The 26,323-nt window shown below is 71.2% G+C and carries 24 protein-coding genes; 18 read left to right on the top strand and 6 right to left on the bottom strand.

Annotated features, from left to right (window positions below; translation table 11 throughout):
• The first annotated feature begins 62 nt into the window (after positions 1 to 62).
• Positions 63 to 1,148: an alcohol dehydrogenase catalytic domain-containing protein gene (locus tag AMYTH_RS0109855; protein WP_027930174.1), complete on the top strand. Its 1,086-nt coding sequence runs from the start codon at positions 63 to 65 to the stop codon at positions 1,146 to 1,148.
• On the opposite strand, the gene AMYTH_RS44490 is transcribed toward AMYTH_RS0109855, so the two are convergent.
• The 4 genes from AMYTH_RS44490 to AMYTH_RS0109835 are packed head-to-tail and all read right to left on the bottom strand — an operon-like array spanning position 1,145 to position 4,984.
• Positions 1,145 to 2,023, bottom strand: coding sequence for an SDR family NAD(P)-dependent oxidoreductase (locus AMYTH_RS44490; RefSeq protein ID WP_157360571.1), 879 nt, complete (start codon positions 2,021 to 2,023; stop codon positions 1,145 to 1,147). The two genes, AMYTH_RS0109855 and AMYTH_RS44490, sit on opposite strands and share 4 nt — an antisense overlap.
• Positions 2,020 to 2,781, bottom strand: a complete 762-nt coding sequence (locus AMYTH_RS0109845) for an SDR family NAD(P)-dependent oxidoreductase (RefSeq protein ID WP_027930173.1) — start codon at positions 2,779 to 2,781, stop codon at positions 2,020 to 2,022. The genes AMYTH_RS44490 and AMYTH_RS0109845 overlap by 4 nt, the downstream gene beginning before the upstream one ends.
• Positions 2,782 to 2,785: 4 nt before the next feature.
• A complete protein-coding gene (locus tag AMYTH_RS0109840) occupies positions 2,786 to 3,907 on the bottom strand; it encodes a hypothetical protein (protein ID WP_037322464.1) in 1,122 nt (373 codons plus the stop codon).
• A gap of 6 nt (positions 3,908 to 3,913) precedes the next feature.
• Positions 3,914 to 4,984 (bottom strand): LLM class flavin-dependent oxidoreductase, encoded by a 1,071-nt coding sequence (locus AMYTH_RS0109835; RefSeq protein ID WP_027930171.1) that lies wholly within the window; start codon positions 4,982 to 4,984, stop codon positions 3,914 to 3,916.
• Between the two features lie 103 nt (positions 4,985 to 5,087).
• On the opposite strand from AMYTH_RS0109835, the gene AMYTH_RS0109830 reads away from it, so the two are divergent.
• The 11 genes from AMYTH_RS0109830 to AMYTH_RS0109780 all read left to right on the top strand — a co-directional run bounded on the left by AMYTH_RS0109830 (position 5,088) and on the right by AMYTH_RS0109780 (position 16,868).
• Entirely contained in the window at positions 5,088 to 5,894 is an 807-nt protein-coding gene (locus tag AMYTH_RS0109830) for a MaoC/PaaZ C-terminal domain-containing protein (RefSeq protein WP_027930170.1), read from the top strand.
• Positions 5,895 to 5,997: 103 nt separating this feature from the next.
• Positions 5,998 to 7,464, top strand: a complete 1,467-nt coding sequence (locus AMYTH_RS0109825; protein ID WP_084022554.1) for an MFS transporter — start codon at positions 5,998 to 6,000, stop codon at positions 7,462 to 7,464.
• A 137-nt stretch (positions 7,465 to 7,601) separates the two neighbouring features.
• Complete coding sequence (locus AMYTH_RS44485; RefSeq protein WP_051362620.1) at positions 7,602 to 8,441, top strand: SDR family NAD(P)-dependent oxidoreductase; 840 nt, start codon at positions 7,602 to 7,604, stop codon at positions 8,439 to 8,441.
• Entirely contained in the window at positions 8,434 to 8,856 is a 423-nt protein-coding gene (locus AMYTH_RS44480; RefSeq protein WP_157360570.1) for an NUDIX domain-containing protein, read from the top strand. The genes AMYTH_RS44485 and AMYTH_RS44480 overlap by 8 nt, the downstream gene beginning before the upstream one ends.
• Positions 8,857 to 8,872: 16 nt before the next feature.
• On the top strand, positions 8,873 to 9,706 hold the full coding sequence (locus AMYTH_RS0109810) for a mycofactocin-coupled SDR family oxidoreductase (RefSeq protein ID WP_027930168.1): 834 nt from the start codon (positions 8,873 to 8,875) through the stop codon (positions 9,704 to 9,706).
• A gap of 11 nt (positions 9,707 to 9,717) precedes the next feature.
• Positions 9,718 to 11,823, top strand: coding sequence for a hydantoinase/oxoprolinase family protein (locus tag AMYTH_RS0109805; protein WP_051362619.1), 2,106 nt, complete (start codon positions 9,718 to 9,720; stop codon positions 11,821 to 11,823).
• Positions 11,820 to 13,544 (top strand): hydantoinase B/oxoprolinase family protein, encoded by a 1,725-nt coding sequence (locus AMYTH_RS44475; protein ID WP_051362618.1) that lies wholly within the window; start codon positions 11,820 to 11,822, stop codon positions 13,542 to 13,544. The genes AMYTH_RS0109805 and AMYTH_RS44475 overlap by 4 nt, the downstream gene beginning before the upstream one ends.
• On the top strand, positions 13,541 to 14,344 hold the full coding sequence (locus AMYTH_RS0109795; protein WP_027930166.1) for an SDR family NAD(P)-dependent oxidoreductase: 804 nt from the start codon (positions 13,541 to 13,543) through the stop codon (positions 14,342 to 14,344). Before AMYTH_RS44475 ends, AMYTH_RS0109795 begins: the two co-directional genes overlap by 4 nt.
• Positions 14,341 to 15,342: a phosphotriesterase family protein gene (locus tag AMYTH_RS0109790; protein WP_037322460.1), complete on the top strand. Its 1,002-nt coding sequence runs from the start codon at positions 14,341 to 14,343 to the stop codon at positions 15,340 to 15,342. Before AMYTH_RS0109795 ends, AMYTH_RS0109790 begins: the two co-directional genes overlap by 4 nt.
• Positions 15,335 to 15,676 carry a VOC family protein gene (locus AMYTH_RS0109785; RefSeq protein ID WP_027930164.1) on the top strand — a complete coding sequence of 114 codons (342 nt, stop codon included), beginning with the start codon at positions 15,335 to 15,337 and terminating at the stop codon, positions 15,674 to 15,676. Before AMYTH_RS0109790 ends, AMYTH_RS0109785 begins: the two co-directional genes overlap by 8 nt.
• Before the next feature lie 10 nt (positions 15,677 to 15,686).
• Positions 15,687 to 16,868: a flavin reductase gene (locus AMYTH_RS0109780; protein WP_027930163.1), complete on the top strand. Its 1,182-nt coding sequence runs from the start codon at positions 15,687 to 15,689 to the stop codon at positions 16,866 to 16,868.
• 105 nt (positions 16,869 to 16,973) lie between these two features.
• Here AMYTH_RS0109780 and AMYTH_RS49500 read toward each other — a convergent pair whose 3' ends face one another.
• Complete coding sequence (locus AMYTH_RS49500) at positions 16,974 to 17,438, bottom strand: sugar phosphate isomerase/epimerase family protein (RefSeq protein ID WP_051362616.1); 465 nt, start codon at positions 17,436 to 17,438, stop codon at positions 16,974 to 16,976.
• A gap of 379 nt (positions 17,439 to 17,817) precedes the next feature.
• A complete protein-coding gene (locus AMYTH_RS0109765; protein ID WP_027930161.1) occupies positions 17,818 to 19,443 on the bottom strand; it encodes an AMP-binding protein in 1,626 nt (541 codons plus the stop codon).
• A gap of 191 nt (positions 19,444 to 19,634) precedes the next feature.
• Between AMYTH_RS0109765 and AMYTH_RS0109760 the strand changes: the two genes are divergently transcribed.
• Genes AMYTH_RS0109760 through AMYTH_RS0109735 form a run of 6 tightly spaced genes read left to right on the top strand, consistent with a single transcriptional unit; the run spans position 19,635 to position 26,289 of the window.
• Complete coding sequence (locus AMYTH_RS0109760) at positions 19,635 to 21,227, top strand: ABC transporter substrate-binding protein (RefSeq protein ID WP_027930160.1); 1,593 nt, start codon at positions 19,635 to 19,637, stop codon at positions 21,225 to 21,227.
• A 9-nt stretch (positions 21,228 to 21,236) separates the two neighbouring features.
• Complete coding sequence (locus AMYTH_RS0109755; protein ID WP_027930159.1) at positions 21,237 to 22,349, top strand: ABC transporter permease; 1,113 nt, start codon at positions 21,237 to 21,239, stop codon at positions 22,347 to 22,349.
• On the top strand, positions 22,336 to 23,226 hold the full coding sequence (locus AMYTH_RS0109750) for an ABC transporter permease (RefSeq protein ID WP_027930158.1): 891 nt from the start codon (positions 22,336 to 22,338) through the stop codon (positions 23,224 to 23,226). Before AMYTH_RS0109755 ends, AMYTH_RS0109750 begins: the two co-directional genes overlap by 14 nt.
• The gene (locus tag AMYTH_RS0109745; RefSeq protein WP_027930157.1) at positions 23,223 to 24,206 is read left to right on the top strand and encodes an ABC transporter ATP-binding protein; all 984 of its coding nucleotides are present in this window, start codon (positions 23,223 to 23,225) and stop codon (positions 24,204 to 24,206) included. The genes AMYTH_RS0109750 and AMYTH_RS0109745 overlap by 4 nt, the downstream gene beginning before the upstream one ends.
• Complete coding sequence (locus tag AMYTH_RS0109740) at positions 24,206 to 25,186, top strand: ABC transporter ATP-binding protein (protein WP_027930156.1); 981 nt, start codon at positions 24,206 to 24,208, stop codon at positions 25,184 to 25,186. The genes AMYTH_RS0109745 and AMYTH_RS0109740 overlap by 1 nt, the downstream gene beginning before the upstream one ends.
• Positions 25,186 to 26,289: an alcohol dehydrogenase catalytic domain-containing protein gene (locus tag AMYTH_RS0109735; RefSeq protein WP_027930155.1), complete on the top strand. Its 1,104-nt coding sequence runs from the start codon at positions 25,186 to 25,188 to the stop codon at positions 26,287 to 26,289. Before AMYTH_RS0109740 ends, AMYTH_RS0109735 begins: the two co-directional genes overlap by 1 nt.
• Positions 26,290 to 26,323: the final 34 nt, after the last annotated feature.

The following is a 26,323-nucleotide window of genomic DNA, read 5'->3' as shown; positions in this document are numbered from 1 at the left end:
CGGGTGGAGCGTCGGCTGCCTGCCCGCCGTCCGGCCCCAGCACTCGTGAGAAGGGACAGCCGATGCGGGCAGCGGTACTGCGCAAGGGAGAACTCGTCGTGGCGGAGGTGCCCGAGCCCGAACCCGGGCCGGGGCAGCTGCTGGTGCGGCCGATCGCGACCGGCATCTGCGGCAGCGACCTGTCGGCCTGGCAGCACACGGACGATTTCCTCCGTGCCCATGCCGACGCGGACGTGCCCGGTGAGATGTTCGACCCGGACCGCGATCTGGTCTTGGGCCACGAGTTCACCGCCGAGGTGCTGAGCACCGGAACCGGCGTGAACGGGTACCGGCCGGGCCAGAAGCTGGTAGTCCTGCCGGCGGTGGTGGACCGGGAAGGTCTTCCGCACACCGTCGGCTACTGCACCGACTACCCGGGCGGACTGGCCGAGCGGGTGGTCGTCCAGGCCTACGGTCACCTCGAGATCCCGGACTCGGTGTCCCCGGTGCACGCGGCCGTGACCGAGCCGATGGCGACGGGCGTCAACGCCGTCCTGCGGGCTGGCACTACCGCGGCGGACGGTGCGATCGTGACCGGGTGCGGCCCGGTCGGGCTCGGTGCCGTCGTAGAACTGGCGCACCGCGGGGTGTACCCGATCGTGGCCTCGGACCCTTCGCCCGTGCGGCGCGCGATCGCGTCCGAGTGTGGCGCGCACTTCGTGGTCGATCCGCTGCGGGAAGACCCGGTCGCGGTGTGGAAGGCGAACGCGGGTGCGGACACGCAGCTGCACGTGATCGAGGCCGCCGGAGCACGCGGGCTGCTGGACCGTCTGATGGCGACGGTGCCGAAGTTCACCCGCATCCTGATCGTCGGCGCCGGCATGGTGCCCGACCCGATCCGCCCGGTGGTCGGCATCCTGACCAACGTGTCGCTGGAGTTCGTCGGCGGGCCGGGAAAGGGGGAGACCGGGTACCGGGCCTTCGAGGTGATGTTCGAGCACATCGTGGCGGGCCGGTTCGATCCGGCGACCGTCGTCACCGGCTACGCCGGGCTCGAAGCCGTCGCGGACGTCTTCGCCGCCCTCCGTCCCGCCGACGCGCATGCGATCGGACACGTCAAGGTCCTGGTGCGGCACGACATCGCCGAGCCGGGGATCCTGCCCGTCTAGGGACGCCCGGTGGTCCGCTCGAACGTGTCACGCAACTTCCGGCGGGTGGGTTCGTGCTCCAGGAAGGCGGGGATGTTGTCGTGCGGACCGTCGGTCGCTCCGCGCAACGACAGGCCGCCGTCGACGGCCAGGTTCTGCCCGGTGGTGTAGCTGCTCAGATCGGAGAGCAGGAACATCACCGTGGCGGCCACCTCCGCGACCGCGCCCCGGCGGCCGAGCGGGATCAGGTCGCGCTCCAGACGGCCGTCCGAACCCGCGCCGGAGTGGGCGCGTGGGCTGTCCACGAGTCCCCAGGCGACGCTGTTCGCGCGGATCCCGAATGGACCGAGTTCGACGGCCATTGTCCGCGTCACTGCCTCCAGTGCACTCCGGGCGGCGCCGTACGGCGAGAACCACGGCATGGCCCGCCGCGCGCCGGCGACCGACAGGTTCACCAGTGCGCCCCCTCGCCCCACCGCCATCCGGCGAGCGGCGATCTGGCAGGTCCGCACGGCGTACTCGAGATTGAGCCCGAGGCTGTGCCGCCACTGATCCGGCGTCAGGTCGAGGAAGTGGCCGATGTCGTCCGGGGTCACGCCGCCGACCACGTTGACGAGCGAATGCACGGTGGTGGCGGCGATCGCCCGCTCCAGGTCGCCGATTCCCTCGTCGGTGGTGATGTCCGCCCTGACACCGGTGACCTCGGCGAATCGGTCCTCCAGTTGCGCGAGGCGGTCGGCGGCCTTGTCGGCAACGAGCACCCGCGCGCCGGAGCGCACCAGCATGGCCACCACAGCGGTCCCGACGCCGCCACCAGCCCCACCGACGACCGAGGTCTGCCCGGCCAGCCCGGGAAAGCAGTGATCGGGAACCGGTGGGATCGGCAGGGGCGTCACAGCGGCATCACGCTGCCTCCGTTCACGCGGATCACCTGGCCGGTGATGTACGAGGCGCCGTCGCCGGCCAGGAACACCACCACCGAGGCGACCTCGGCGGCCTCACCGGGCCGGCCCAGTGGGATGGCCGCCGATTGCTCCTCGACGACCCGCCGAGCGTCGTCGGCATCGCGGAAATGGGCGCCGGTCATGGCGGTGAGGATGTAGCCGGGGGAGACGGCGTTCACTCTGATCCCCGCTGGGCCCAGCTCGCGCGCGAGGCTCCGCGTCAGTTGCGGCACGCCAGCCTTCGGGATGCTGTAGGCCGCCAGACCGGGGACTGCCGCGTCGACGGTGCCGGATCCGACGTTGACGATCGAGCCGCCGCGCGCCATGGCCGAGGCCGCGGCCTGGCAGCCGAACACGAGGCTCTTGAGGTTCACCGCGACGCCGCGGTCGAACTCGTCTTCGGTGACCGTGGCGACCGGCCCGCGCGAGGTGACGGCGCCCGCGACGTTGGCGTAGACGTCCAGACGGCCGTACCGTGCGGTGACGTCGGCGACCAGCGCCCGCACCGCGGGCAGGTCGGTGACGTCGAGGTGCACGCCATTGGCTGCGGCTCCGGCTTTGTCAGCGGTGTCCCGGGCGGCGTCGCCGTCGCGGTCGGTGCACACGACCACAGCGCCGGCCTCGGCGAGCGCGATCGCGGTCGCCCGGCCGATCCCGCTCCCCGCGCCGGTGACGACAGCGACCCGGCCATCCAGGTCAGCAGGCGTCATCGCGTTACCGCGCGAGGGCCGACCGGTCGGTTCCGAGGTGGTGCCCGCGGTGGTCCACGACCTCCGGCGGCAGCGGCTCCTCCTGGACCTGCTCGTCCACAGCGACCTCGATCTTCACCGGGGTCAGGGCGGTGAGCGCCTGCTCGATCCGGGACTTCCACATGCCGTTGCGGATGAGGCTGTCCCGGTTGAAGCTCACCGTCAGCAGGGCGGCGTCGAGCGTGCCGTCCCGGGAGATCTCGAACCGCCACCGCGAGATGCCGTCGATTTTGGCGAGTGCCTTCCTGACCGCGGTGAGCGACAGCCAGCGGCCGCGCACCAGCACCGACTCGCCCACCGTGTGCAGCGGTGCGGGCACCACCCCGGCCTCACCGGCGATGGTCACGTGCCCGGTCCGGATGGCCACTGTGGACAGTTCGGGGTGCCAGGTGTGCCGGACGACGATTTCCGCGCGCGTACCGGGCACTGGCGGGTCGATCAGGGTGTTGTCGTCCAGCGCCGCGAGGGCGAGCAGACCGGGCTCGGCGGGGACGAGCCGTCCGGCGTCGTCGCGGTGGGCGACCGGGATGCCGGTGACCGGATCGGTGTAGAGCTCGACGACGGTGGCCCCGAACTCGCGGGCGAGGTGCCGTCGGGTCTTGTCGTCGGTGATCTCGCCGGTGAGCAGGATCAGCCGGAGTTCCAGGTCGAGCGGGTCGACCAGGAACTCCAGGTGCAGCCGCGCGAGCAGGTCGGCGACCCCGGTGGGAGTCGCCACGAGGACGTCGGACCGGGTGCGCTGAAGGGTTTCGAGCAGCCGCATGCGGCCCCTCGGACCGACCGAGATCGCGGACTCGGCGATGTCGGCGGCCGCCTCGGCGACACGGGCGCCGGCGAGGTCGCCGTCGCTGTTGAGCGCGACCACGACCCGGTCCCCGGCGCCGAGACCGGCATCGGCGAGTGTCGCCTTGGTGAGCTGGTGGGCGTGCTTGCGTGCGACCGGCCCCAGGGGAACCGCGATGTCGGCGGTGGGGGTCCCCGCGAGCAGGCCGGTCGCCTTCGACGGGTCGAGCACGGTGGCGGCGAGATCCGCCCGCGTTCCCCACGTCAGCGTGCCGGCCTCGGCGCCGGCCAGGTTCGTCGTCATGTGTCCCTACATCCCTGCCACTTCGGAGGCGAACAACTTGATGGTGTCGAGCACGTGCTCCTGGGCCAGTCCGCCGACCTGGAACTGGCAGATCAGGTCGGTGGCGCCGGCTTCGTGGAGGCGCTGCAGCGCCTTTCGGGAGCCGTCCACGTCGTCGCACACGATCATGTGGTGGTCGCGCAGGATCTCGAGCGCGTCCTCGGCGCTGCGGCCCACGGCCTCCTGCCCGAGCACCCGGTGCGTGGCGTGCCGCGCGTCGTAGTAGTCGGGCGGCGCGACCAGGTTCACCTGGCGGCGCATGTACCACATGATCGCGTCGGCCGCGTTCTCGTAGGCCGCCTCGCGGGTCGGTGCCACGTGCCACGGGATCATCAGCGCGACCCGGCGGGAGTCGGGGTCGAAACCGTTGTCCGAAAGAGCCTTGCGGTAGGCGGCGATGTCCTCGGCGACGTCGTCGAGCCCCTTGAGCATTGTCATACCCAGCAGGTTGTAGCCGCGCTTGGCGGCCTGCAGGTACCCGTCCAGCGAGGTCGACGCGACCCAGACCGGCGGATGCGGTTCCTGCACCGGCCGCGGGTACACGCCCACGTCGGGCACGCTCCAGTACTCGTGCTCGGCGGTCACCGGGGCGCCGTCGGCCTCGAAGATCCGCAGCACGGTGTCGAGGTTGTCCTCCCACAGCCGCCGGGACTGCTCGAACGGCCGCTGGAACGACTGGTACTCCAGTGGGGACGCTCCCCGGCCGGTGCCGAACTCGACGCGGCCGCGGGACAGGATGTCCAGGGTGGCGACCCGCTCGGCGGTGCGCACCGGGTGCTGGAACGGCAGCAGCACCACGCCCAGGCCGAGTCGGATCCGCTCGGTCATCCGGGCCAGGGCGGCCAGCACCAGGTCCGGCGCGGAGGAATGGGAGAACCCCCGCGTGAAGTGGTGCTCGACGAACCACGCCGTGCTGTAGCCGAGTTCGTCGGCCAGCACGACTTGTTCGAGCACGTTTTCGAAGGCGCGCTGCTCGACCTTCCGGGAGCGGCCGCGAACCTCCAGTTCGTAGCCCATCCCCACCCGAATCGGTGCCATCCGCGGTCTCCCTCTCTATACCAAGCGCTTGCTCAAGTAAGTAAGCTACCGCAGCGGGGACACCGGTTCAACCCTCGCGAGCCGCCCCGGAAAGGACTTTCCGATGACACTGGCGCAGTTCACCGGCACGGATCTAGGCACGCGGGTCGCGGAGTACGGGGAACGTGACGCGATCCTCTACGCGCTCGCGGTGGGTGCCCGCGAACACGACCTCGACCTGGTCTTCGAACGCGACCTCAAGGTGCTGCCGACCTTCGGTCTGACGCTGGGGCTGTGGGTGGCCGACGCGGCCGGTGAACTCGGCGTGTTCCGGCCCGAGTCGGCCCTGCACGGCGCGCAGTCCCTCGTCGTCCATTGCGCCCTGCCGCCCTCGGGGCGGTTTCCGATCTCCGGCCGCATCGGCGGCATCTGGGACAAGGGCCGCTCGGCGGTGGTCGACGTGATCGCCGAGTGCGACTACTTCACGGCCACCTACTCGATCTTCCTGCCGGGACAAGGTGGCTGGGGTGGTGATCCTGGTCCGCGTCAGGCCGGCGGGGACCTCGGTGAGCCGGCCTGGCGGGCGGCGGTGCCGATTCTGCCGCAGCAGGCCGCGCTCTACCGGCTCACCGGTGACCGGCATCTGATCCACATCGATCCCGCGGCGGCCCGGGCGGCGGGTCTGCCGGGACCGATCCTGCACGGGCTCTGCACCCTGGGTCTGGTGGCCCGAGAGGTCTCCGCTGCCGCGAAACGCGAGCCGTGGCACCTGACTTCGATCGAGGCGCGGTTCTCGGCTCCGGTCCTGCCGGGCGGGACGCTCGAGGTCGAAGCCGAACCGGTGCCCGAGGACGACGCGGTCCGTTTCCAGGCGCTCACGGATGGTGCCACCGTGCTCAAGGCAGGCCGGGCGACCTTCCGGGCGGGATGAAATCAAGTGCAACGAACACTTGATTCGATCACTTGATCGGCTTACCGTGGTCGCCATCACACGCCGGGGAAGTCCCGGCCGGACCCGCACAAGGGAGTGCTCGATGGTCCATCAGGAACAATCTCCGGACGCGGTCAAGCAGCGGTCCACGGGTTACTGGATCGGTGTCCTGCTCGTCCTGACGCTCCTGTCGGAGGAGACCGCGTACGCCTACAACCTGGTAACCCCCGCGCTACCGCACATGGCGGCCGCTCTCCAGACGGCGGACATCGTGTGGGTGTCCACTTTGTTCAGCCTCGTCGGCGGGGTCACCGCACCACTGGTGGGCAAGCTGGGTGACATCTACGGCAAGAAGCGCGTCCTGCTGGCCACCATCGCCGTGATGGCGGTGGGGTCCCTGACCGTCGCGTTCGCGCAGTCGCTGGCCGTGGTTCTCATCGGGCGGGCGATGGAAGGCGTGGCCATCTCGATCGTGCCGCTGGCCTACTCGATCATGCGCGACATCTTCCCGCGCCGCCTGGTCGCCATCGGTGTCAGCGTGGTCACCTCCGGTATCGGCCTCACCGGTATTCTCGCCCCGATCATCGCGGGCTTCCTCATCGACAACTTCAGCTACCGCGGCGTGTTCTACTTCCTCGCCGCGTTCCCGGTGGTGCTGGGGATCCTGGTGATGCTCGTCGTGCCCGAGTCGCCGGTGCGCGTCCGGTCGGGCATCGACTGGGGTGGTGCGCTGCTCCTCGGCGCATCGATCGGCCTGCTGCTCACCGGCGTCTCCCAGGGCGCGACGTGGGGATGGGGTTCCGGGGCGACCCTGGCTTGCCTCTTCGGCGGTGCCGTGGTGTTCGGCGCCTGGGTCGCATTCGAGAAGCGCGCGCGGTTCCCGCTGGTCGACGTCGCGCTCGCGCGGCGCAGGCCGCTGATGACCACCATGGTCGCGCAGTTCGCGGCGCAGGGTGTGATCGCGCTCCAGTTCGTCCTGCTGGCCTATGTCGTGCAGGTGCCCCGGTCGGTCGGCGGTGACTACGGCCTCGGTCAGGACGCGAGCGGGCTGGCGTGGTTCACGTCGCCGGGTGCGGTCATCTCGATGCTGATGGGCTTCGCCGTCGGCTTCATCGCCAACCGGCGCGGAGCCCGCAACCCGCTGGTGTTCGCGTTCGTCTTCGGTATCGCGGGCTGTCTGCTGCTGGCGTTCATGCACAGTCTGTCCTGGCAGGTCCTGCTCGGCTGGTTCGTGTTCGCCATCGGCGGTGGCATGCTCAACGCGGCGGTGCCGAACCTGGTGGTCACGGCCGTGCCGCCGGAACACCAGGCGGTGAGCGCCGGAACGGTCGGGGTGGTCGGATCCCTCGGTGCCGCCGTGGTGGTCCAGCTGGTGTTCGTCATCCTCGCGTCGAGTGTGCTGACCGTGGTGGAGGGTTCTCCGATCTACAGCAGCACGGCCTTCACCTGGGCCTACGCCTTCGGAGCCCTGATCTGCCTGGCCGGCCTGATCGCCGCGATCGCGATGCGGCACGGCAGGCAGGCGATGGCCGAAACCGTCGAGCAGGCGCCGGCGGTCTCCGCGCACTGACCCACCGTCTGGTAAGGCCCGTCTGCCGCCGCGGCAGGCGGGCTTTCCCATGTCCGCACCGGATCGGCTTGACCAAGTGCTTGGTTGGGTTGAGAATGAGTGTGTCCCGTTCCCGCCGTCGCGATGGGAGAGCGCCGATGAAGACGATCCTGGTCACGGGATCTTCCAGCGGTTTCGGGCGCGAGGTGTCGGTCATGCTCGCGAAGCGGGGGTGGCAGGTCTTCGCGTCCATGCGGGACACGGCGAAACAGGACCGTCTGCGCGAGCTGGCCGACCGGGTGGGCGCGCCGCAGTCCGCCCTCGAGGTCGTGCCCCTCGACGTGGCCTCGGAAGCCTCTCGTGCCGAGGCCGCACGGCACGTCCTCGACGCCACCGGAGGACGGCTCACCGCGGTCCTGCACAACGCCGGCTACACCACCACCGGTTTTTTCGAGGACCTTCCCACCGAGGTGTACCGGCACGTGCTCGAGACCAATCTCGTGGGTGTCATGGACCTGACCCAGCGGGTCCTGCCCGCGCTGCGCGCCGACGGATCCGCGCGCATCGGGGTCGTGTCGAGCAACGCGGTCAACGTTCCGCACCCGATGTTCTCGGTCTACGCGGCGACGAAATGGGCGCTGGAAGGCTGGTGTGAGGCGCTCGCGATCGAGGTGCGACCCTTCGGGGTCGACGTGGTGGTGTTCCAGCCCGGCAACCACGACACGGGCTTCGGAGGGGCGACCGTGCCGGTGCTTCCGCCGTCGAGCGCCTACCGCGGGTTCGCCGAGCGCGCGCTACCGAAGCTCACCGGGCTGGGCCGCTACAGCAGGGGGAGCTACAAGGCGTCCCTGCGGATCTGCGATGTCCTGGATCGTCCCCGGCCCCCGTTGCGCACGCGGCTCGGTGCCGATGACGTGGTGGCTTCGTGGCTCGCGAAGTTCACGCCCTACTCGCTGCGCCGCCGCATGGTCGAGCGGTTGACTGGTCTGGGTGGGTAGCGCCGTGATCGGTCCGCGCGGCGACGTGGTCGCGGTGATGCTCACCCACCGCGGCCGGATGTGCCTGCTGCGGCGCAGTATGGCCGTCGCGTCCGACCGCGGGCGCTGGCACTGCGTCACCGGGTTCGTCCCGGCCGGCGCCCCGCCGGTCGCGCAGGCGGTGACCGAGGTGCGGGAGGAGACGGGGCTGGGCCGTGCCGATCTGGAGTCCTTTGTGGCTGGTCCCGTGCTCCGGCTGCCCGACCCGCGTGGCGGGTTCTGGCGGGTGCACTCGTACCGGTGCGAGACCGCGCACCCGCGGGTGACGCTCAACTGGGAGAACGACGACGTGCTGTGGATCGAGCCGCCGCGCTGGGAGTCCTACCCCATCGTGCGCTGGATGCCGGCTGTGGCCCGCGCACTCGGTTGCGGCTGAAGGAAGGAAGGCAGTCATGGGACGTGTGGCAGGAAAGGTCGCGCTCGTCACCGGAGCGGCTCGAGGCCAGGGCAGGGCGCACGCCGTCCGGCTGGCGGAGGAGGGCGCCGACATCATCGCCGTCGACATCGCGGGACCGGTGGCGACGGTGCCGTTCCCGGGGGCTACCGAGGCGGACCTGGCCGAGACCCAGGCGCTGGTGGAGAAGCTCGGTCGCCGCATCGTGACGTCGCGAACCGACGTGCGGGACGGGGCCGCGCTGACCCGGGCGGTTGCCGACGGGGTGGCAGAGCTGGGACGGCTGGACGTGGTCGTCGCCAACGCGGGGATCTTCGGCATGCCGGGCAAGCTCTGGGAGATGTCCGACGAGCTGTGGCAGACCACGATCGACGTGAATCTCACCGGCGTGTTCCACACCATCCGGGCCGCGGTTCCCCACCTGCTCGCCACGGGCGAGGGCGGATCCGTGATCATCACCAGCTCCGCCGCCGGGCTCAAGGGCGTGCCCAACTACGGGAACTACGCCGCGTCGAAGCACGGGGTTGTCGGCCTCGCGCGGACGCTGGCGATGGAACTCGCCGAGCACCGCGTCCGCGTCAACACGATCCACCCCGGCAACGTCGACACCGACATGATCATCAACGACACCACGTTCCGCGTTTTCCGGCCGGACCTCGAGCATCCGGCCAAGAGCGACGTCGAAGACAGCTTCACGGCCACCAACTTGTTGCCCATCCCGTGGGTGGAGCCCCGCGACATCTCCCACGCCGTCCTGTGGCTGGCGTCGGACGAGGCCAAGTACGTCACCGGGGTCGTCCTGCCGGTCGACGCCGGAATGAACGCGAAGTAGGAGCGACCCGAGTGGACATCCTGGACCAGAGTTACGCGCTCGGCGTGGACGTCGGTGGAACCTTCACCGACGTCGTGCTCGCCGGGCCCGACGGGCAGGCCGCGGTGGCCAAGACCCTGAGCACCCACGACGACCCGGCCCGGGGCATCGTCACCGGCGTCCGGTCGGCCCTGGACGCCGCCGGGGTGCGGCCCGAGCAGGTCGGCCGCGTCGTGCACGCCACGACACTGGCCACCAACGCGATCCTCGAGGGGCAGGGCGTGCGCGTCGCCCATGTCACCACGCTCGGGTTCCGCAGCATGCTGCCGCTGGGCCGCTACGCCCGGGTCGAGGAGGACCGGTTCGACCTGCGCTTCGACCCGCCCGCCTCGCCGGTCCCGGTGGAGGACTGCTTCGAGGTGCCGGAGCGGGTGGGCGCGGATGGCAAGATCCTCCGTGACCTGGACGAGGGCGCGGTCAGGGCGATCGCCGGCCGGATCACGAGCCGGGGCATCCGCTCCGTCTCGGTGGCGCTGCTGCACTCCTACGCCAATCCGGTCCACGAGCGCCGCGTGGCCGAGATCCTGCGCGAGGAGCTGCCGGCCGGAGCGACGGTCGTGGCCTCGTCGGAGATCTGGCCCGAGATGCGCGAGTACGAGCGCTCGACCACCACGCTGATGTCGGCCTACATCGGCCCGATCATGGTTTCCTACCTGGCCGGCCTGGAGGCGCGGCTGGCCGATCTCGGTGTGCGGTGCCGGGTGCAGGTCATGGAGTCCGGCGGTGGGGTGATGTCGGCGGACCTGGCCGGGCGGCGGGCCGTGGCCACCATTGAGTCCGGCCCGGCCGCGGGAGTCATCGCGGCGCGCTTCACCGGGCTCGCGGCCGGGCACCGTGACGTCATCTCGTTCGACATGGGCGGGACCACGGCGAAAGCGTGCGTGGTCCGCGACGGCGTGCCCGACATCACCCACGAGTTCCACGTCGGCGGGAAGGGCAGTTTCGGCGGCCGCCGCGCCGGCACCGGGGTGCCGATCAAGGTCCCCGCTATCGACCTGGCCGAGGTCGGCGCGGGGGGCGGCAGCATCGCGTGGGTCGACGACGGCGGTGCGCTGCGGGTCGGCCCCCGCTCGGCGGGTTCGTCGCCCGGGCCGGCCTGCTACGCGCTCGGCGGCGCCGAGCCCACGGTGACCGACGCGAACCTGGTGCTGGGTTACCTGGACCCGGCCACGTTCGCCGGCGGGACGATGCGGCTGGACCCGGAACTGGCTGAGAAGGCGGTCGCCGACCGGCTCGCCGGGCCGCTCGGCGTGTCGGTGGCCGAGGCGGCGAACGCCGTCCACGAGATCGCGAACGCCACGATGGGTTCGGCGGTGCACGTCGTGACGGTGCAGCGCGGGGTGGACCCGCGCGGGTTCGCGGTGGTCGCCTCCGGAGGAGCGGGCCCCATGCACGCCGCCCGGGTGGCGGAGCGCTTCGACATCCCGACCGTGATCGTGCCGCCCTCGTGCGGTGTCGGCTCCGCGGTCGGACTGCTGGCCACCGACCTGAGCACCGACGGCGTGGTGACCCGCGTCCTGCCGGAGCCACGCGGCGACTTCGGCGAGCTGGAGCTGATCTTCGGCGATCTGGAACGGAGCGCGGCGGACGACCTCGGGGTGGCGCTCGACGCCGGTGACGTCGAGGTGAGCCGGTCGGTCGACGTCCGGTTCGTCGGCCAGGCGCACGAGATCCGGGTCGACCTGCCGTCCTGGCCGCTCACCGGCGAGACGTTCGGCGAGCTCAGGGAAGTGTTCTTCGACAGCTACCGCCAGGCCTACGGCATCGCCCTTCGGGGCCCCCTCGAGCTGGTGAGCTTCCGGGTGCGGGTGACGAAGAAGGTGCCGAGGGTCCCGCTCGGGCGACGACCCGCCGGGACCGGCGCTCCCGCGAGCACCCGGCCAGTGTGGTTCGCCGAGTACGGCGAGTACCGGGAGACCCCGGTGCTCGACCGCGATGCCGTGGCGCCGGGAACCCGCGTGGACGGCCCGGCGATCATCGGCGACCACGAGTCCACGATCGTCGTCCCGCCCGCCTGGTCGGCCCAGGTCGACGAGACGTTCACCGTGGTTCTGACCCGGAAGGAGGCCACCCGATGACCGGAGTGATCGCCGACGACCTCACCGCCGAGGTGCTGCGCAACGCCCTGGTGGTGGCAGCCGAAGAGGCCAGCATCGTGGTGGTCAAGTCGGCCTACTCGACCTTCATCGTGGAGGGCTCGGACGCCTCCGCCGCGATCCTGGACAAGGACGGCAGGCTCATCGCGCACTCGATGGCGACCACGCTGATGAACAGCATGGCCCTGTCGGTGGCGGTGCCCTACCTGCTGGCCGACATCCCGGTCGAGACCATGCGGCCCGGCGACGTGTTCGTCACCAACGACGCCTACAAGGGCGGAATCCACACCAACGACCTGCTGATCTTCCGCCCGGTGTTCGTGGACGGAACCGTGGAGTACTTCACCGCGACGCTGATCCACGTGTCCGACATCGGCGGGGCCTCGGCGGGCGGCATGGCCTCGCTGGCCACGGAGATCTTCCTGGAGGGTCTGCAACTCCCGCCGGTGCGCATCGCCACCGCGGACGGGCTCGAGCAGTCGATCACCGGCATCCTCGCGCTCAACAGCCGGACACCGGAGAAGGTCCTCGGGGACGTGCGCGCCCTGATCGCGGGCGCGACCACGGCCGCCCGCCGCGTGGAAGCCCTCATCGAGGAACACGGCGCCGCCCGGTTCGCCGCCGGTGTCGAGTCCTACCTCTCCTACACGGAGGCGAGGACCCGGGCGGCCATCGCCGAACTCCCGGACGGCGAGTACCGCTCGTCCTACGTGATCGATGACGACGGCATCCATCCCGGGCAGTCCTACACGGTGCAGGTCGCGGTCACCGTCGAGGGCGACCGCCTGGTGCTCGACTTCGCCGGCACCGACGACCAGGTGGCTGCGGCGGTCAACGCCAGCCTGTCGCAGTCGCTGGCAGCGGCGGTGTTCGCCGCACGTTGCTTCCTCGATCCGACGATCCCGATGAACGACGGGTGCCTGCGGGTGCTGGACGTGCGCCTGCCGGAGGGCAGCCTCCTCAACGCCACCTCGCCCTACCCGTGCGGCGGGCGGTTCCTGCCGGCCTACGCGGCCATGGAAGCGGTCTTCCAGGCGATGTCGGACGCGGTGCCGGAGCGGGCCATCGCCGCTTCGGGCATCCTGCAGCCGTTCTCCATCGCCGCCCAGCAGGCGCCCTACTGGGTGCACCTGGCCTACGAGTACGGCGGCGTCGGCGCGCGGCACGGCAAGGACGGCCCCGACGCCACCGGGGTCCACTTCGGACTGGGCCGGAACTCGGTGCCGCAGGTGGAACCGGTCGAAGTGCGGTGCCCGTTCGTGGTGGAGGCGGTGGAATACCTGCCCGACTCCGGCGGCGCCGGGCGGTGGCGCGGCGGTCTGGGCACCCGCACGGTGTTCCGGCTGCTCGCCGACGCCTACGTCACGACCCGCGGGGACCGCCTGCGGACGGGACCGCCGGGACGCGACGGTGGACGCCCCGGGGTGCCGGGCGGGTTCTACCGGCTGACCGCCGACGGGGTGACGGAACGCCTGGAGTCGAAGGTGAACAACGAACCCTTCCGGGCGGGGGAGGCGTTCGTCGTGGAGACGACCGGGGGCGGCGGCCTGGGTGATCCGCACGACCGGCCCGCCGAGGCGGTCCGCGCGGACGTGCTGGCGGGCAAGGTCTCGCGCGCGGCCGCGGAGTCCGCCTACGGGGTCGTGCTCGGTGACGACCTCGAAATCGACACGGCTGCGACACTGGCGAGGAGGCGCTCGTGAACCAGGTGGCCATCGTGACGGGGGCGGCCCAGGGCATCGGCAAGGAGACCGCACTGCTGCTCGCGGCACGCGGGTACGCGGTGACCGTCAACGACATCAACGGCGACGGCGCCAAGCAGACCGCGGCCGAGATCACCGAGGCCGGGGGACAGGCGCACACCGTGGTGGCCGATGTCGGGGTCGAGGACGAGGTGCGCCGGATGGTCGAGGAGACCGCTGCGACGTTCGGCCGCATCGACGTCCTGGTCAACAACGCCGTCGTCTACGACCACGACATCCACGTCACCGACCTGGACATCGTCAGCACGCCGGAGTGGAACTGGGACCGGACGTTCGCGGTCAACTTCTACGGCGCGGTGTACGGCGCGCGGCACGCGATCCCGGTCATGCTCGAGAGCGGGGGCGGGTCGATCGTCAACGTGGGCTCGACCTCGGGTTTCAGCGGCGACACCGTGCACGTCGCCTACGCGGCGTCGATGGCGGCGAAGTATTCGCTGACCCGGTCGATCGCCACCAGCCACGGCAAGCTCGGTATCCGGTGCGCCGCCGTGGCGACCGGACTCGTGCTCAGTCCCACGGCGCGCAAGAACCTGTCGCGGGACAAGCTCGAGGCCTACGACGCGAACCTGCTCGTCCCCGATTTCGCCGAGCCGCGCGATCTCGCGGAGACGATCGTGTTCCTCGCCTCGCCCGCCGCGAAGTACATCACCGGCCAGACCATCATCGTGGACGGCGGGTTCCAGGCGCACCAGCCGTGGCACGCGCAGAACCACATCGTGCATCCGGAGACCGTGCGATGAGCGCGCCGACGGTGCCGACCGTGAACGGCCCGGTGCCGGTGGACGAGCTCGGCACGACGCTGATGCACGAGCACGTCTTCGTCACCAGCCCCGAGGTGCGCGAGAACTGGCCTGCCCCGGGGTGGGACGAGGACGTGCAGATCGAGGAGGCGGTGAACCGGCTGGCGGCGGCCAAGGCGGCCGGCGTCGACACGATCGTGGACCTGACCGTGTTCGGCCTCGGGCGGTACGTGCCGCGGGTCGCCGAGGTGGCCCGGCGCAGCGAGGTGAACATCGTCGTGGCGACCGGCGCCTACGTCCTGCACGAGCTGCCGGTGTACTTCCACTTCCGCGGCCCTGGCGCACCGCTCGGCGGTCCGGACCTGTTGTTCGAGTACTTCGTGCGGGACATCACCGAGGGCATCGGGGACACCGGGATCCGGGCGGCGATGCTCAAGTGCGTGACCGATGTGGACGGTCTCACCGTCGACGTGGAACGGACCCTGCGGTCGGTCGCGCGAGCGCACCTGGCCACCGGCGTGCCGATCACCACGCACACCCACGCCGGCACCCGGCGCGGGCTGGACCAGCAGCGGGTGTTCGCCGAGGAGGGGGTCGACCTGTCGCGCGTGGTCATCGGCCACTGCGGCGACACCGACGACTTCGACTACCTCGAACAGCTGGTCGCGGCGGGGTCCTACCTCGGCATGGACCGCTTCGGGCTGGAGACCGTCCCGTTCGACAAGCGGGTCGAGATCGTCGTGGAGATGTGCCGGCGCGGGCACGCGAACCGGATGGTGCTCTCGCACGACACGTCGTGCTGGTCGGACATGTCCGATCCGGAGCAGCGCCGCAGGCAGCACCCGAACTGGCACTGGCTGCACATCAGCCAGGACGTGGTGCCCGCGCTGCTGGCGCGCGGGGTGACCCGGGAGCAGGTGGACCAGATGCTCGTCGTCAACCCGCGCGAGATCTTCGCGCACGGCGGCGGCTACCAGAAAGGCACAGCAGATGACTGAGATCGGCAACGTCCTGTACCCGGTGACCGATGTGGCCAAGGCAGTCGCGTTCTACCGCGACGCGCTGGGGCTGCCGCTGAAGTTCGCCGACGGCGACCGGTATGCCGCGCTCGACGGCGGCCGCGCGACGCTGGCGCTGGCCGGCCCGGAGGAGGACGTGACGCAGGGGCGGCCCGCGGCGTCCTACAAAGTGACCGACGTTCCCGCCGCAGTGCGCGCCCTGTCGGAGGCCGGCGCCACGGTGGTGCGTGAACCGGCGGAGGGGCCGCACGAGATCCGTGCCGTGCTCACCGATCCGTGGGGCAACCCGTTCGTCGTGTACGGCCCGAAATGAGGTGGGTGTGATGGCGGAGTCGTTCGATCCCCGGCATTTCCGGCGTGTGCTGGGCAACTTCCCGACCGGGGTCGTGGCCGTGACGGCCATCGACCCGCAGGGTGAGCCGGCGGGCATGGCGGTGGGGTCGTTCACGTCGGTGTCGCTCGACCCGCCGCTGGTGGCGTTCCTGCCCGACAAGTCGTCCACGAGCTTTCCCCGGATCCGGGAGGCGGGACGGTTCTGCGTCAACGTGCTCACCCACGAGCAGGAAACCGTGTGCCGGACCTTCGCCACCCGCGGCGCGGACAAGTTCGCGGCCCTGAGCTGGCAGCCCGCGCCCAGTGGGTCCCCCATCCTGAACGGTGCGCTGGCCTGGATCGACTGCGACCTGGAGTCGGTGATCGAGGCTGGCGACCACTACATCGTGCTCGGCCGGGTGCGTGCCCTGGAGGCGCCGGGTACGGACCTGCCGCTGGTGTTCTTCCAGGGCGGGTACGGCAGGTTCCACTCGGCCTCACTCGCCGCGCCGATCGAACCGGGGCTGGCCAACCAGTTGCGGGTGGTCGATCTCGCCCGCCCGGGCATGGAACGGATCGCCGACCGCTTCGGCGTCGAGTGCAATGCGGCGACGGTCGCGGGCGAGGAGATCGTGCTGCTGGCCGGCGCGGGAATCCGCCCGCACGGGACGCACCCGCCGACGCGGGTGGGGCAGCGCATCCCGCTGGTCCCGCCGCTCGGCGCGATACACCTGGCGTGGGAACCGGAGGAGAAGGTCACGGCGCGGCTCGCGACCGTGTCCCCGGAGCAGCGTGCCGAGTTCGCCACGGCACTCGAGCGGGTGCGCCGTCGTCGCTGGTCGGTCGGTCTCGGGAGCGACCTGCACTCGCGGGTGGAGGCGGAGCTCGCGCGCACCTACGGCGCGGGCATGACCGCCGAGGCTGAACGCCGGGAGCAGGTGCGGAACCTGATCAGCGCGCTGGGTGGCTTGTACGAGCCGGCGGAGCTGGCGTCCGGACAGGCGTACGACGTGCGGAACGTGCAGGTCCCCGTGTTCGACGAGACCGGCGCGGTCGCGATCAGCCTGAGCGTGTACGGCCTCCCCGAGACCAGCACGGTCGAGGAGGTGCACCGCTACCGCGACGCGCTCGCGGAGGTGGCTGACGAGGTGATGGACCGCATCGGCGCGAAGACTCCGGTGGCCGCCGGGTGACGACCATGCCGGCGGGATCGCCTGACGGGGGCGATCCCGCCGGCGCCCGGCGGCCACCGGACCCCTTGCCGGCCGCACTGAGCTGTGAGCGACCGGCTCGCTCGATCAGGGCGATGCATCGAGCAGCGCCCGGCAGGCCGCAGCCGCCTGCCGGGCCGCTTCGGCGGCCCCCAACGACCACAGGCCGGTCGAGACGACCTCGGGCCCGACCGGACCGGAAAACCCGCGTTCTCGCAGAGCTTTGAGAACGCCTCGCAGGTCGAGCGCGCCCGCGCCCGGCAACAACCGGCGCTGCGAGGCTTCCGCCCACAGGTCGGCCTCCGGCGCGGCCGGGGCGTCGGACAGTTGGACCACGAGGTGTTCGAGGGGAAGGTCATCCAGCGACGGCAGGCTGGAGCCGCCACGGAAGAAGTGCCAGGTGTCCAGGACGAGCCCGCTGTTCGCGCGACCTGCTGCCCGTATGATCGACAACGCCGACTCGTAGTCGGGAATTCCGCTGTAGGGCATCGGCTCGAGGCGCACCACGAGGCCGTGTTCGGCCGCCCGGTCGCAGAGCGCTGCGAACGCCACACCGCCCCGGTCCACCGGTACGCGCCGGCGTATGGCTCCACGGCCGACACTCCCGTGCACCCGGAGGACGCCGCGATCTGCAGAACCCGGCTCACGTCGAGCCCGTTCATGGCGGTCATGAAGGCCTGCCGGACGGAATCGCCGCGCGCCCCGGGAAGCGGCTCCCAGTTCGGCAGCCACGAGACCAGGGGATCGAGCGCGATCAGCTCGATTCCCAGGGACTCGGCGAGCGTCCGCAAGCGGCGCGGGTTCTTGGCAATTTCGGTGGGAAGCGCAGAGGTGCTGTCGTAGCCGCATGCGGCCGCCAGGCGCAGTCGTTCACCGATGGGCACAGCCGTACCGACTGTGCCCATCCAGAGAGTCGATGCCGTTCGCAACCTCACGTTGCCCGTGTCAGGTTCGCCCTCGCCGCCTCGCGCAGCTTCGCCTTGTCGATCTTGCCGTTCGGCGTCGTCGGGAGTTGCGGGACGAACACCACCCGCCGGGGGACCTTGTAGTTCGACATCGTGTTCCTGGCCCAGGTGATGACGGCTTCCTCGTCGGGATCCGCGCCCGGCGCCGGCACCGCGTAGGCCCAGGCCACCTCGCCCTGCGTCGCGTCGTCGACCGCGACCACGGCGACCTGGTCGAGGGCGTCATTGTGCAGCAGCAGGTTCTCGATCTCCGCCGGGTAGGCGTTGAACCCGTTGCAGATGAACATCTCCTTCTTCCGGTCCACGATGGACAGGTTCCCTGCCTCGTCGAGGACCCCGATGTCGCCCGTCCGCAGCCAGCCGTCGTCGTTGATCGCGGCCGCGGTCAGATCCGGCGCGTTCCAGTAGCCGTGCATGACCCCGTAGCCACGGACAAGGATCTCGCCGCGTTCCCCGGCGGGCAGGGGCTGTTCGTCGTCGCCGGCGATGCGTACTTGGACGCCGGGCATGGGGCGCCCGGCGGTGGCTGCGATCGTCTTCGGTGGGTCCTCCGCCCGGGTCATCGTCACGCACGAACCTTCGATCAGGCCGTAGGCGTTGACGACCTGTTCGAAACCCATGGTCGTCTGCATCGCGCGCACCAGCTCGGTGGGGACGGTGGCCGCGCCGACGACCGCCACCCGCAACGACGACAGGTCGCGCCGCGGGAGGTCGGGGCGGCCCAGCATGCGGGCGAACAAGCTCGGCGGTCCGGCCAGGACGCTCAGCCGGTTGTCCTCGATGAGGTCGAACGCGGCGTCGGGGTTGAAGACCGGGACCGGCACCATCGTGGCGCCGCGCTGGACGCAGACCAGCAGCCCGGCGTTGATGCCGAACCCGTGGGCGAACGGGCTCACGATCGGGTACCGGTCGCCTGCCCCGAGCCGGATCACCTCGGCCCAGTCCCAGTAGGCGCGCATGATCTGGCTGCCGTCGAGAACCACGCCCTTGGGCGCGCCGGTAGTCCCGGAGGTGCACAGGATCTCGAACGGATCGCCCGGTTCCACCGCCAGCGCGCGATCCTCGGCGTGGGCGCGGGTGATGGCCTCGCCCGCGGCGAGGAACTCGGGCCAGGGCAGCAGCCCCGGCCCGGTGCGCGGGGTGCCCAGCACGACGACGTGGCGCAACTCCGGCAGGTCCGCGAAGGGCAGTTCGCCCCGCGCCGGACCGGCGACCTCGGCCAGCATGTCCACCGAGGACCGGCCGAGGAACCCCTCGGTCGTGACCAGCACCGAGCACCCGGTCCGGCGCAGCAGCTCGGCGGTCTCGATGCCCTTGCCGCGGGTGGACAACGGCACGATGATCGCCCCGGCGTCCCAGATCCCGAACGCGGTGACGACCCACTCCCAGGTGTTGGGCGCCCACACCGCCACCCGGTCACCGGGGCCGACGCCGAGTGCGATCAGTGACCTGGCCACCCGCGCGGCGAATGCGCGAAGATCCCGTTGAGTGAGCCGGACGTCGCCGTCGAGGCAGACCACGGTGTCCGGACGTTCCTCGGCGGTCGCCCGCAGCATCCGCGGCACGGTTCCCCAGCTGGGTATCGGTTTCAAGCGGCCCTCCTCGTCGAGAAACCAAGCGCTCGCTTGGTCAGCGTAGGCGGCGGATGGCCCGGCGGCAAGGTCAAGCTTGGGTCGCGACTGTTGACGCGCGGCCCTCCATCGCGGATTCTTCCTACTCAACCAAGCGCATGCTTGCTCAACTCCGCGCCGCCGGGCTCGGCGGCTGACAGGAAGAGGCAGCCATGAGAGGCAAACGCAGCGTCGCGGCACTCTCGGGGGCAGTACTGGTCACACTCGCCACCGCGTGTGGGAGCGGCCAGGACGGCGGCTCGGCCGCGGCAGACGGCACGTGCACGCCGGACCGGGCCGGCGGGACCGTCACGATGGGCACCTACTCCGAACCACGCGGGCTCGACCCGGTGGGACAGCCGGGCAACGCCGTGACCGGCGGCACGGAAATCACCGCGTTGTTCGACACACTGATCGACTGGAACGCGACCAAGCAGGCCTACGAACCGCGGGTGGCGCAGTCACTCGAACCGGACGCCGGATTCGTCCACTGGACCCTGACGCTGCGCCCGGGCGTCAAGTTCGGCAACGGGGATCCCCTGACCGCGGACGACGTCAAGGCCAGCATCGCGCGCCACCAGGCGCCGGACAACGCCCAGGCCTCGCGGGGCGAGGTCGCGGTCGTCTCCGCGGTCGACGTCGTCGACCCGCACACGGTCAGGTTCACGCTCAACGCGCCGTACCCCGATTTCCCGCACGTGCTCGCGACCGACGTCGGCATGATCACCAACCCGCGCGTGGTGCAGCAGCGCGGTGCGGACGGATTCGCGAAGAACCCCGCCGGGGGTGGCGTCGGGCCGTACGAGGTGGAGCGCTACGCGCCTGGTGAGGAGATCGTGCTCAAGGCCAAACCGGACTACTGGGGTGGCCCGGTGTGCGTCCAGACGCTGCGCTTCGTGCGTGTCGCCGGCGCGGAGGCGACCTACCAGGCGTTGGCCAACGGCGAGCTCGACGTGGCCTTCCTCCGGGAGCCGCAGGTGATCGCCGAGGCCCGGCAGGCCGGGTACCACGACCTGTCCACGCTGATCAACTACGGCGAGGGCGTGATCATGAACAGCGCGGCGGGCAAGGCGACCGCGAACCTGACCGTGCGGCGGGCGGTGGTGGCTGCCGTCGACCCGCAGGGCGTCAACCAGCGCGTCTTCAACGGCACCGCACCGGCCACTTCGGCGCTGGTCCACCCGGACACGCCCGGTCTCTACGGCGGGGAGCAGGGTCCGGCCCACGACCCGGCGCTCGCCCGGCAGCTGGTCGCGCAGGCCCGGGCCGCCGGGTGGGACGGCACGATCAGCCTGGTCGCCGACAACACGCCCACACGCGTGAACGAGGCCATCGCGGTCAAGGCTCAACTGGAATCGGTCGGCTTCACCGTTCGCATGGACACCTCCCAGCCGCTGCAGGACGTCATCAAGCGGGTGACCGTCGATCGGGACTACGAGCTCGCGCTGTGGGGGCCGCAGTTCTTCGCGGAAGGGACCTGGGCGTCGATCAACCGCCAGCTCAACAGCGCGTCGCCCGCGAACTACTACAGCTACCGCAATCCGGACATCGACCACGAGCTGGGCGAGTTGCGGGCCGCGGCGTCGACGGACGAGAAAAAGGCCGTCCTGGGCCAGATGCAGCTGGCGTTCAACGCCGACCCCTTCGCGGCCAACCTGGCGGCGGTCGAGGAGTCCGTCGTCCACCGTGACCGCGTCGGCGGTCTGCAGCTGAGCCGGGGCAGCATCGTCCGGTTCGACAAGGCCTTCGTCAGCGACGGGTCCTGAGGGCCGGCGATGATCGGTGGAGTCGCGAGGATCGTGCTCCGCGTCGTGCCGGTGCTGGTCCTGGTCAGCATCGGCACGGCGGTGCTCATCGACCTGGTGCCCGGCGATCCCGCGGTCGCCGTGGTGGGACCGGAGGGCACGCCGGAGCAGTACGCGCAGGTGCGGGCGGCGCTGGGCGTCGACCGCCCGGCCGTGACCCGGTACCTGGACTGGCTCGGCGGTCTGCTGCACGGCGACTTCGGGCGGACCTTCGTGCCGCCCGTGCAGGACGTCGCCGACCTGATCGCGGCCCGGCTACCGGTCACCGTCGAGATCGCGGTGCTGGCCACGGTGCTGTCGCTGGTCATCAGCGTGCCGGTCGCGTCCTGGTCGGCCCATCGGTTCGGGCGCGGGTTCGACCGGGTCACGACCGCGGCGTCATTTGGCCTGATCTCGGTGCCGAGCTTCCTGCTGGCGCTGCTGCTGATCTTCTTCGTGGTGTTCCGGCCGGGGGTGGTGAAGGGCCTGATCGTGGGTGTGGCTGCCATCGCCGCGTTCTCGATCGCCTACGCGGCGGTGGCCGGGCGCCATCGCAACGCGCCGTGGCGGCGGGTGGCGCTGGCCGGGGCGGTGCTGGCCGGCGGGATCGTGCTGGTCCTGGTGCTTCCGTCGTTCCCGCGGCAGGGTTTCGCCCGGATCGGCACCGCGGGGATCGGTGACAACCTGCGCAGCGTGTTCCTGCCGGTGCTCACCCTGGCGCTGGTGGAAAGCGCCCAGCTGACCCGGCTGTTGCGCAACGACATGGCCACGACTCTCCAGGAGGACTTCGTTCTCGCCGCGCGGGCCAAGGGCATGCCGGTGCGGCACATCCTGGTCAAGGAGGCGCTGCGCCCGTCGTCGTTCTCCCTCATCACGGTCGCCGGGATCAGCTTCGGCCGGTTGCTCGGCGGCACGGTGATCGTGGAAACCATCTTCCGGCTGCCGGGGATGGGCACGCTCATCGTCGACGCGGTGGCCAAGAAGGAGTACCTCGTGCTGCAAGCCGCGGTGCTGCTGATCGCCACGCTCTACGTGGTGGTCAACGCGCTCGTCGACCTCGCCTACCTCGCACTTGACCCGAGGACACGTCATGGCCGCACTTGACTTCGCCCCCTCGTCCACCGCCGGCACCACAGCGAAGTGGCGGCGGTTACCGCGCCTGGGCGTCTGGCCCGCCGTGGTCTGGCTCGGGATCGTCGCGTTCGCCGCGGCGCTGGCCGACGTCCTGCCGCTGCCCGAGGGGCGGGACCCGGCTCGCGCCCTCGATGAGCCGATCCTGCAGGGCGTCGATCTGTTCTCAGCGCATCCGCTGGGCACGGACCGGCAGGGGCTGGACGTGCTGACCGGGGTGGTGTTCGGCGCCCGGGTGTCACTGGTCGTGGGGCTGGGCGCGGCGGCACTGGGCCTGGTGGTCGGCGGTCTGCTCGGCGTGGTGGCCGGCTACTACCGGGGCAAGGTCGACGGCGTCCTCAACCTCGGCAACGACGCGTTGCTGGCCTTCCCGCCGCTGGTGCTGCTGCTGGCGCTCGCCTCGGTCGTCCATCCGGCGGTGGGCACCACGACGATCGTGCTCGGCGTGCTCGCGGTGCCGACGTTCTTCCGGATCGCCCGGGCGAACACGATGGTCTACGCGCAACGGCCGTTCGTGTTCGCGGCCAGGGCGCTCGGTGCGCGCGGGTCGCGCATCCTGTTCCGCGAACTGGTGCCCAACGTCGCCCTGTCGGCGTTGTCGTACGCCTTCATCGTGGTCGCGGTGCTGGTCGTGGCGGAGGCGTCGCTGAGCTTCCTGGGGCTGGGCATCCAGCGTCCGGAACCGACGTGGGGCAACATGATCGCGGCCGGGCAGCAGGACTTCCGCGACCACCCGCATCTCGTCTTCGGCCCGGGCGCGGTGTTGTTCCTGACGGTCCTGGCCCTCAACCGGGTCGGCGACTGGACGCGCCGGCACTGGGACCCGCGTAGCGCAGGGGAGGTCCGGTGAACCCGTTGCTGGCGGTGCACGACCTGCACACCGACTTCCGGACGTCGCGAGGTGCGGTGCGCGCTGTGGACGGCGTGTCGTTCCAACTCGACGAGGGGGAGTGCCTGGGCATCGTCGGGGAGTCCGGATCGGGCAAGTCGGTGCTGGTGCGGACCGTGATGGACCTGCTTCCCGCCACCGCGTCGGTCGGCGCCGGATCGCGCATCGAGTGGCGGGGCCGGGACATCCTCTCCCTGCCGCCCGCCGAGGCCCGAAAGTTGTGGGGCCCGCAGCTGGCGATGATCTTCCAGGACCCGGCGACGTCGCTGAACCCGGTGCGGCGCATCGGGGATCAGATCGCGGACCCGCAACGGCAGCACCTGGGGCGCGGCCGCAAGGCGGCCCGGGAGGCGGCGGCGGACCTGCTGGCCCAGGTGGGCATCGCCGATCCGGTGCGCAGGCTCCGGCAGTACCCGCACGAGTTGTCGGGCGGCATGCGGCAACGCGTGATGATCGCGATCGCGCTGTCGTGTGAGCCGCGGCTGCTCATCGCCGACGAGCCGACCACCGCGCTCGACGTCACGGTCCAGCGGCAGATCCTCGAGCTGCTGCGCACCCTGCAGCAGGAACGGGGGATGTCCATGATCCTGATCAGCCACGACCTCGGCGTGGTCGCCGGCCACACCGACCGGGTGGCGGTGATGTACGCCGGGCGCATGGTCGAGTCGGCGGAGACGAAGGACCTCTTCCGGGCGGTCCGGCACCGCTACACCGACGGTCTGCTGCGGTCGACCCCGCGGGTGGAGTTCGCGCCGCACACCCGGCTCGAAGCCATTCCGGGCCGGCCGCCCGACCTGGTCGACCCACCACCGGGCTGCCGGTTCGCGCCACGGTGCGCGCATGCGCTGGACCGCTGCCGCGAGCGGGTTCCCCAGTTGACGGACATCGGCGGGGGCCACCTGGTCGCCTGTCACAACCCGGCCGGGAAGGGGGACGCCTGATGGCCGGTTCCGGAACCGCGGCGCTGCGCGAGGGCGATGCGCTGTTGCGAGTGGAGGACCTGCACGTCGAGTATCCGCTGACGCGCGGCAAGGTCGCGCACGCCGTGTCGGGCCTGAGCTTCGACGTGCGGGAGGGCGAGACGCTGGGCCTGGTCGGCGAGTCGGGGTGCGGCAAATCGACCACCGCGCGGGCGATCCTCCAGCTGCCGCCGCCGACGCGGGGATCGGTGCGGTTCGATGGCGTCGATCTCACCGGCCTGGCCGGCCGCCGCCTGCGGCGAGTCCGGCAGCGGTTGCAGGTGATCCAGCAGGATCCGGTTTCGGCGCTCAACCCCCGGCGGCGAGTGCGCGACATCGTGGCCGAAGGCCTCCGCGTGTGGGGCGAGCGGGCGGCGTCGGCCCGGGTGACGGAGATGCTCGACGCGGTGGGGCTGGACGCCACGGCGGTCGGCGACCGCAGGCCCGGGCAGTTCTCCGGCGGGCAGTGCCAGCGCATCAGCATCGCGCGGGCCCTCGTGCTGGAGCCGAAGCTGCTGATCTGCGACGAGCCCGTGTCCGCGTTGGACGTGTCGGTCCAGGCGCAGATCCTCAACCTGATCGAGGACCTGAAGGAGAAGTACGGGATCACGGTGCTGTTCGTCTCGCACGACCTGGGCGTGATCAAGGTGGTCAGCGACCGCGTGATGGTGCTCTACCTCGGCAAGGTGTGCGAGATCGGGCCCACCCAGAGCCTCTACTCCCGGCCCGCCCACCCGTACACGCGGATGTTGCTGGAGTCGGTGCCGGTGCCCGATCCCGAGGTCGCGCCGGGGCCGGTGCCGGCCGCCGGTGAGCTGCCTTCGGTGGTCGACCCGCCGAGTGGTTGCCGCTTCCGCACGAGGTGCCCGCTGGCGACGGAGCGGTGCGCGGCGGAGGAACCCCAGCTGCGCGAGTCGGCGCCCGGACACTTCGTGGCGTGCCACCACGCGGGGGAGAGCTGATGCGCACGAGAGCCGCGATCCTGACCGAGTTCGGCGCACCGCTGGCGGTGCGGGACATCGAGGTGGCCGAGCCGGGGGAGGGTGACGTGCGGGTCCGGATCCTCGCGTCCGGGATCTGCGGTTCCGACGCCAAGGTCCAGTCCGGGCGGAACCCGCTGTACCCGAGCCCGCCGGTCGTGCTGGGGCACGAGAGCGCGGGGGTCGTCGACGCGGTCGGCCGCGGCGTGACGACGGTGGTGCCGGGTGACCACGTGCTCGTCGCGATGAACCGTGCGTGTGGCCGGTGCGCGGACTGCGCCCGGGGGCGGGCCCACCTGTGCACGGACCCGGCGCGCCGCGCCGCGATCAGCGGACGGCTGGCCGACGGGCGGCCTCCGTTCGTCCTCGACGGGCGGGAGGTGCCCGGGTTCATCGGCATCGGGTCGTTCGCCGGGCACGTGGTGGTGGGCGAGCAGATGCTCGTGCCTGTGCCGGCCGAGGACTTCCATGACGCGCTCGCCCTCCTCACCTGCGCGGTCGTCACCGGCGCGGGCGCTGTGTGGAACGTGGCGCGGGTGCGGCCCGGCGACAGCGTGCTGGTGGTCGGATGCGGCGGAGTGGGCCTCAACGTGGTGCAGGCGGCGGCACTCGCCGGTGCGGGTCAGGTCATCGCGGCCGACACCGTGGCGGGCAAGCTCGAGCTGGCGCAGCGGCTGGGCGCGACGGCGGTGCTGCCCGCGGACGAGGGACTCGCGGACCGGGTGCATGCCCTTGAACCGGCAGGTGTGTGTCACGCGTTCGACGCGACCGGCGCCGACGGAGTCGCCGCGCGGGCGATGGCGGCGACCCGGCCCGGCGCGACGACGGTTCTCGTGGGCAGCCCGGCCGTGGCGACCGTCGCCGTGCCGGCCGGCCTCTTGGCCGCTGGTCGGGTCCTGCGTGGATGCGTGGGCGGGAACGCCGCGCCTGCCGCCGACCTGCCGCGGCTGGTCGAGCTGGTGCGCACACGCCGGTTCCAGCTCGAGCCCCTGGTCACCGAGCGCGTGGTCCTCGATGACGTCAACACCGCCCTCGACCGCCTTCGCGCCGGGCAGGTCGCGCGTTCGCTGATCGTCTTCGATTGACGAGGGCACCGTCCGCCACTAGGCTCTTGACCAA

The sequence above is a fragment of the Amycolatopsis thermoflava N1165 genome (assembly GCF_000473265.1).
In the GTDB taxonomy this organism is placed as follows: Bacteria; Actinomycetota; Actinomycetes; order Mycobacteriales; family Pseudonocardiaceae; genus Amycolatopsis_E; species Amycolatopsis_E thermoflava.
Note: the sequence above shows the minus strand (reverse complement) of the source record. Positions and strands in the feature narration are given on the sequence as shown.

What these genes read in the sequence shown, in the direction of transcription:
- AMYTH_RS0109855 (WP_027930174.1), top strand. Translation starts at nt 63, where the DNA reads ATGCGGGCAGCGGTACTGCGCAAGGGAGAACTCGTCGTGGCGGAGGTG.
- AMYTH_RS0109845 (WP_027930173.1), bottom strand. Translation starts at nt 2,781, where the DNA reads ATGACGCCTGCTGACCTGGATGGCCGGGTCGCTGTCGTCACCGGCGCG.
- AMYTH_RS0109840 (WP_037322464.1), bottom strand. Translation starts at nt 3,907, where the DNA reads ATGACGACGAACCTGGCCGGCGCCGAGGCCGGCACGCTGACGTGGGGA.
- AMYTH_RS0109835 (WP_027930171.1), bottom strand. Translation starts at nt 4,984, where the DNA reads ATGGCACCGATTCGGGTGGGGATGGGCTACGAACTGGAGGTTCGCGGC.
- AMYTH_RS0109830 (WP_027930170.1), top strand. Translation starts at nt 5,088, where the DNA reads ATGACACTGGCGCAGTTCACCGGCACGGATCTAGGCACGCGGGTCGCG.
- AMYTH_RS0109825 (WP_084022554.1), top strand. Translation starts at nt 5,998, where the DNA reads ATGGTCCATCAGGAACAATCTCCGGACGCGGTCAAGCAGCGGTCCACG.
- AMYTH_RS44485 (WP_051362620.1), top strand. Translation starts at nt 7,602, where the DNA reads ATGAAGACGATCCTGGTCACGGGATCTTCCAGCGGTTTCGGGCGCGAG.
- AMYTH_RS0109810 (WP_027930168.1), top strand. Translation starts at nt 8,873, where the DNA reads ATGGGACGTGTGGCAGGAAAGGTCGCGCTCGTCACCGGAGCGGCTCGA.
- AMYTH_RS44475 (WP_051362618.1), top strand. Translation starts at nt 11,820, where the DNA reads ATGACCGGAGTGATCGCCGACGACCTCACCGCCGAGGTGCTGCGCAAC.
- AMYTH_RS0109790 (WP_037322460.1), top strand. Translation starts at nt 14,341, where the DNA reads ATGAGCGCGCCGACGGTGCCGACCGTGAACGGCCCGGTGCCGGTGGAC.
- AMYTH_RS0109785 (WP_027930164.1), top strand. Translation starts at nt 15,335, where the DNA reads ATGACTGAGATCGGCAACGTCCTGTACCCGGTGACCGATGTGGCCAAG.
- AMYTH_RS0109780 (WP_027930163.1), top strand. Translation starts at nt 15,687, where the DNA reads ATGGCGGAGTCGTTCGATCCCCGGCATTTCCGGCGTGTGCTGGGCAAC.
- AMYTH_RS0109760 (WP_027930160.1), top strand. Translation starts at nt 19,635, where the DNA reads ATGAGAGGCAAACGCAGCGTCGCGGCACTCTCGGGGGCAGTACTGGTC.
- AMYTH_RS0109755 (WP_027930159.1), top strand. Translation starts at nt 21,237, where the DNA reads ATGATCGGTGGAGTCGCGAGGATCGTGCTCCGCGTCGTGCCGGTGCTG.
- AMYTH_RS0109750 (WP_027930158.1), top strand. Translation starts at nt 22,336, where the DNA reads ATGGCCGCACTTGACTTCGCCCCCTCGTCCACCGCCGGCACCACAGCG.
- AMYTH_RS0109740 (WP_027930156.1), top strand. Translation starts at nt 24,206, where the DNA reads ATGGCCGGTTCCGGAACCGCGGCGCTGCGCGAGGGCGATGCGCTGTTG.
- AMYTH_RS0109735 (WP_027930155.1), top strand. Translation starts at nt 25,186, where the DNA reads ATGCGCACGAGAGCCGCGATCCTGACCGAGTTCGGCGCACCGCTGGCG.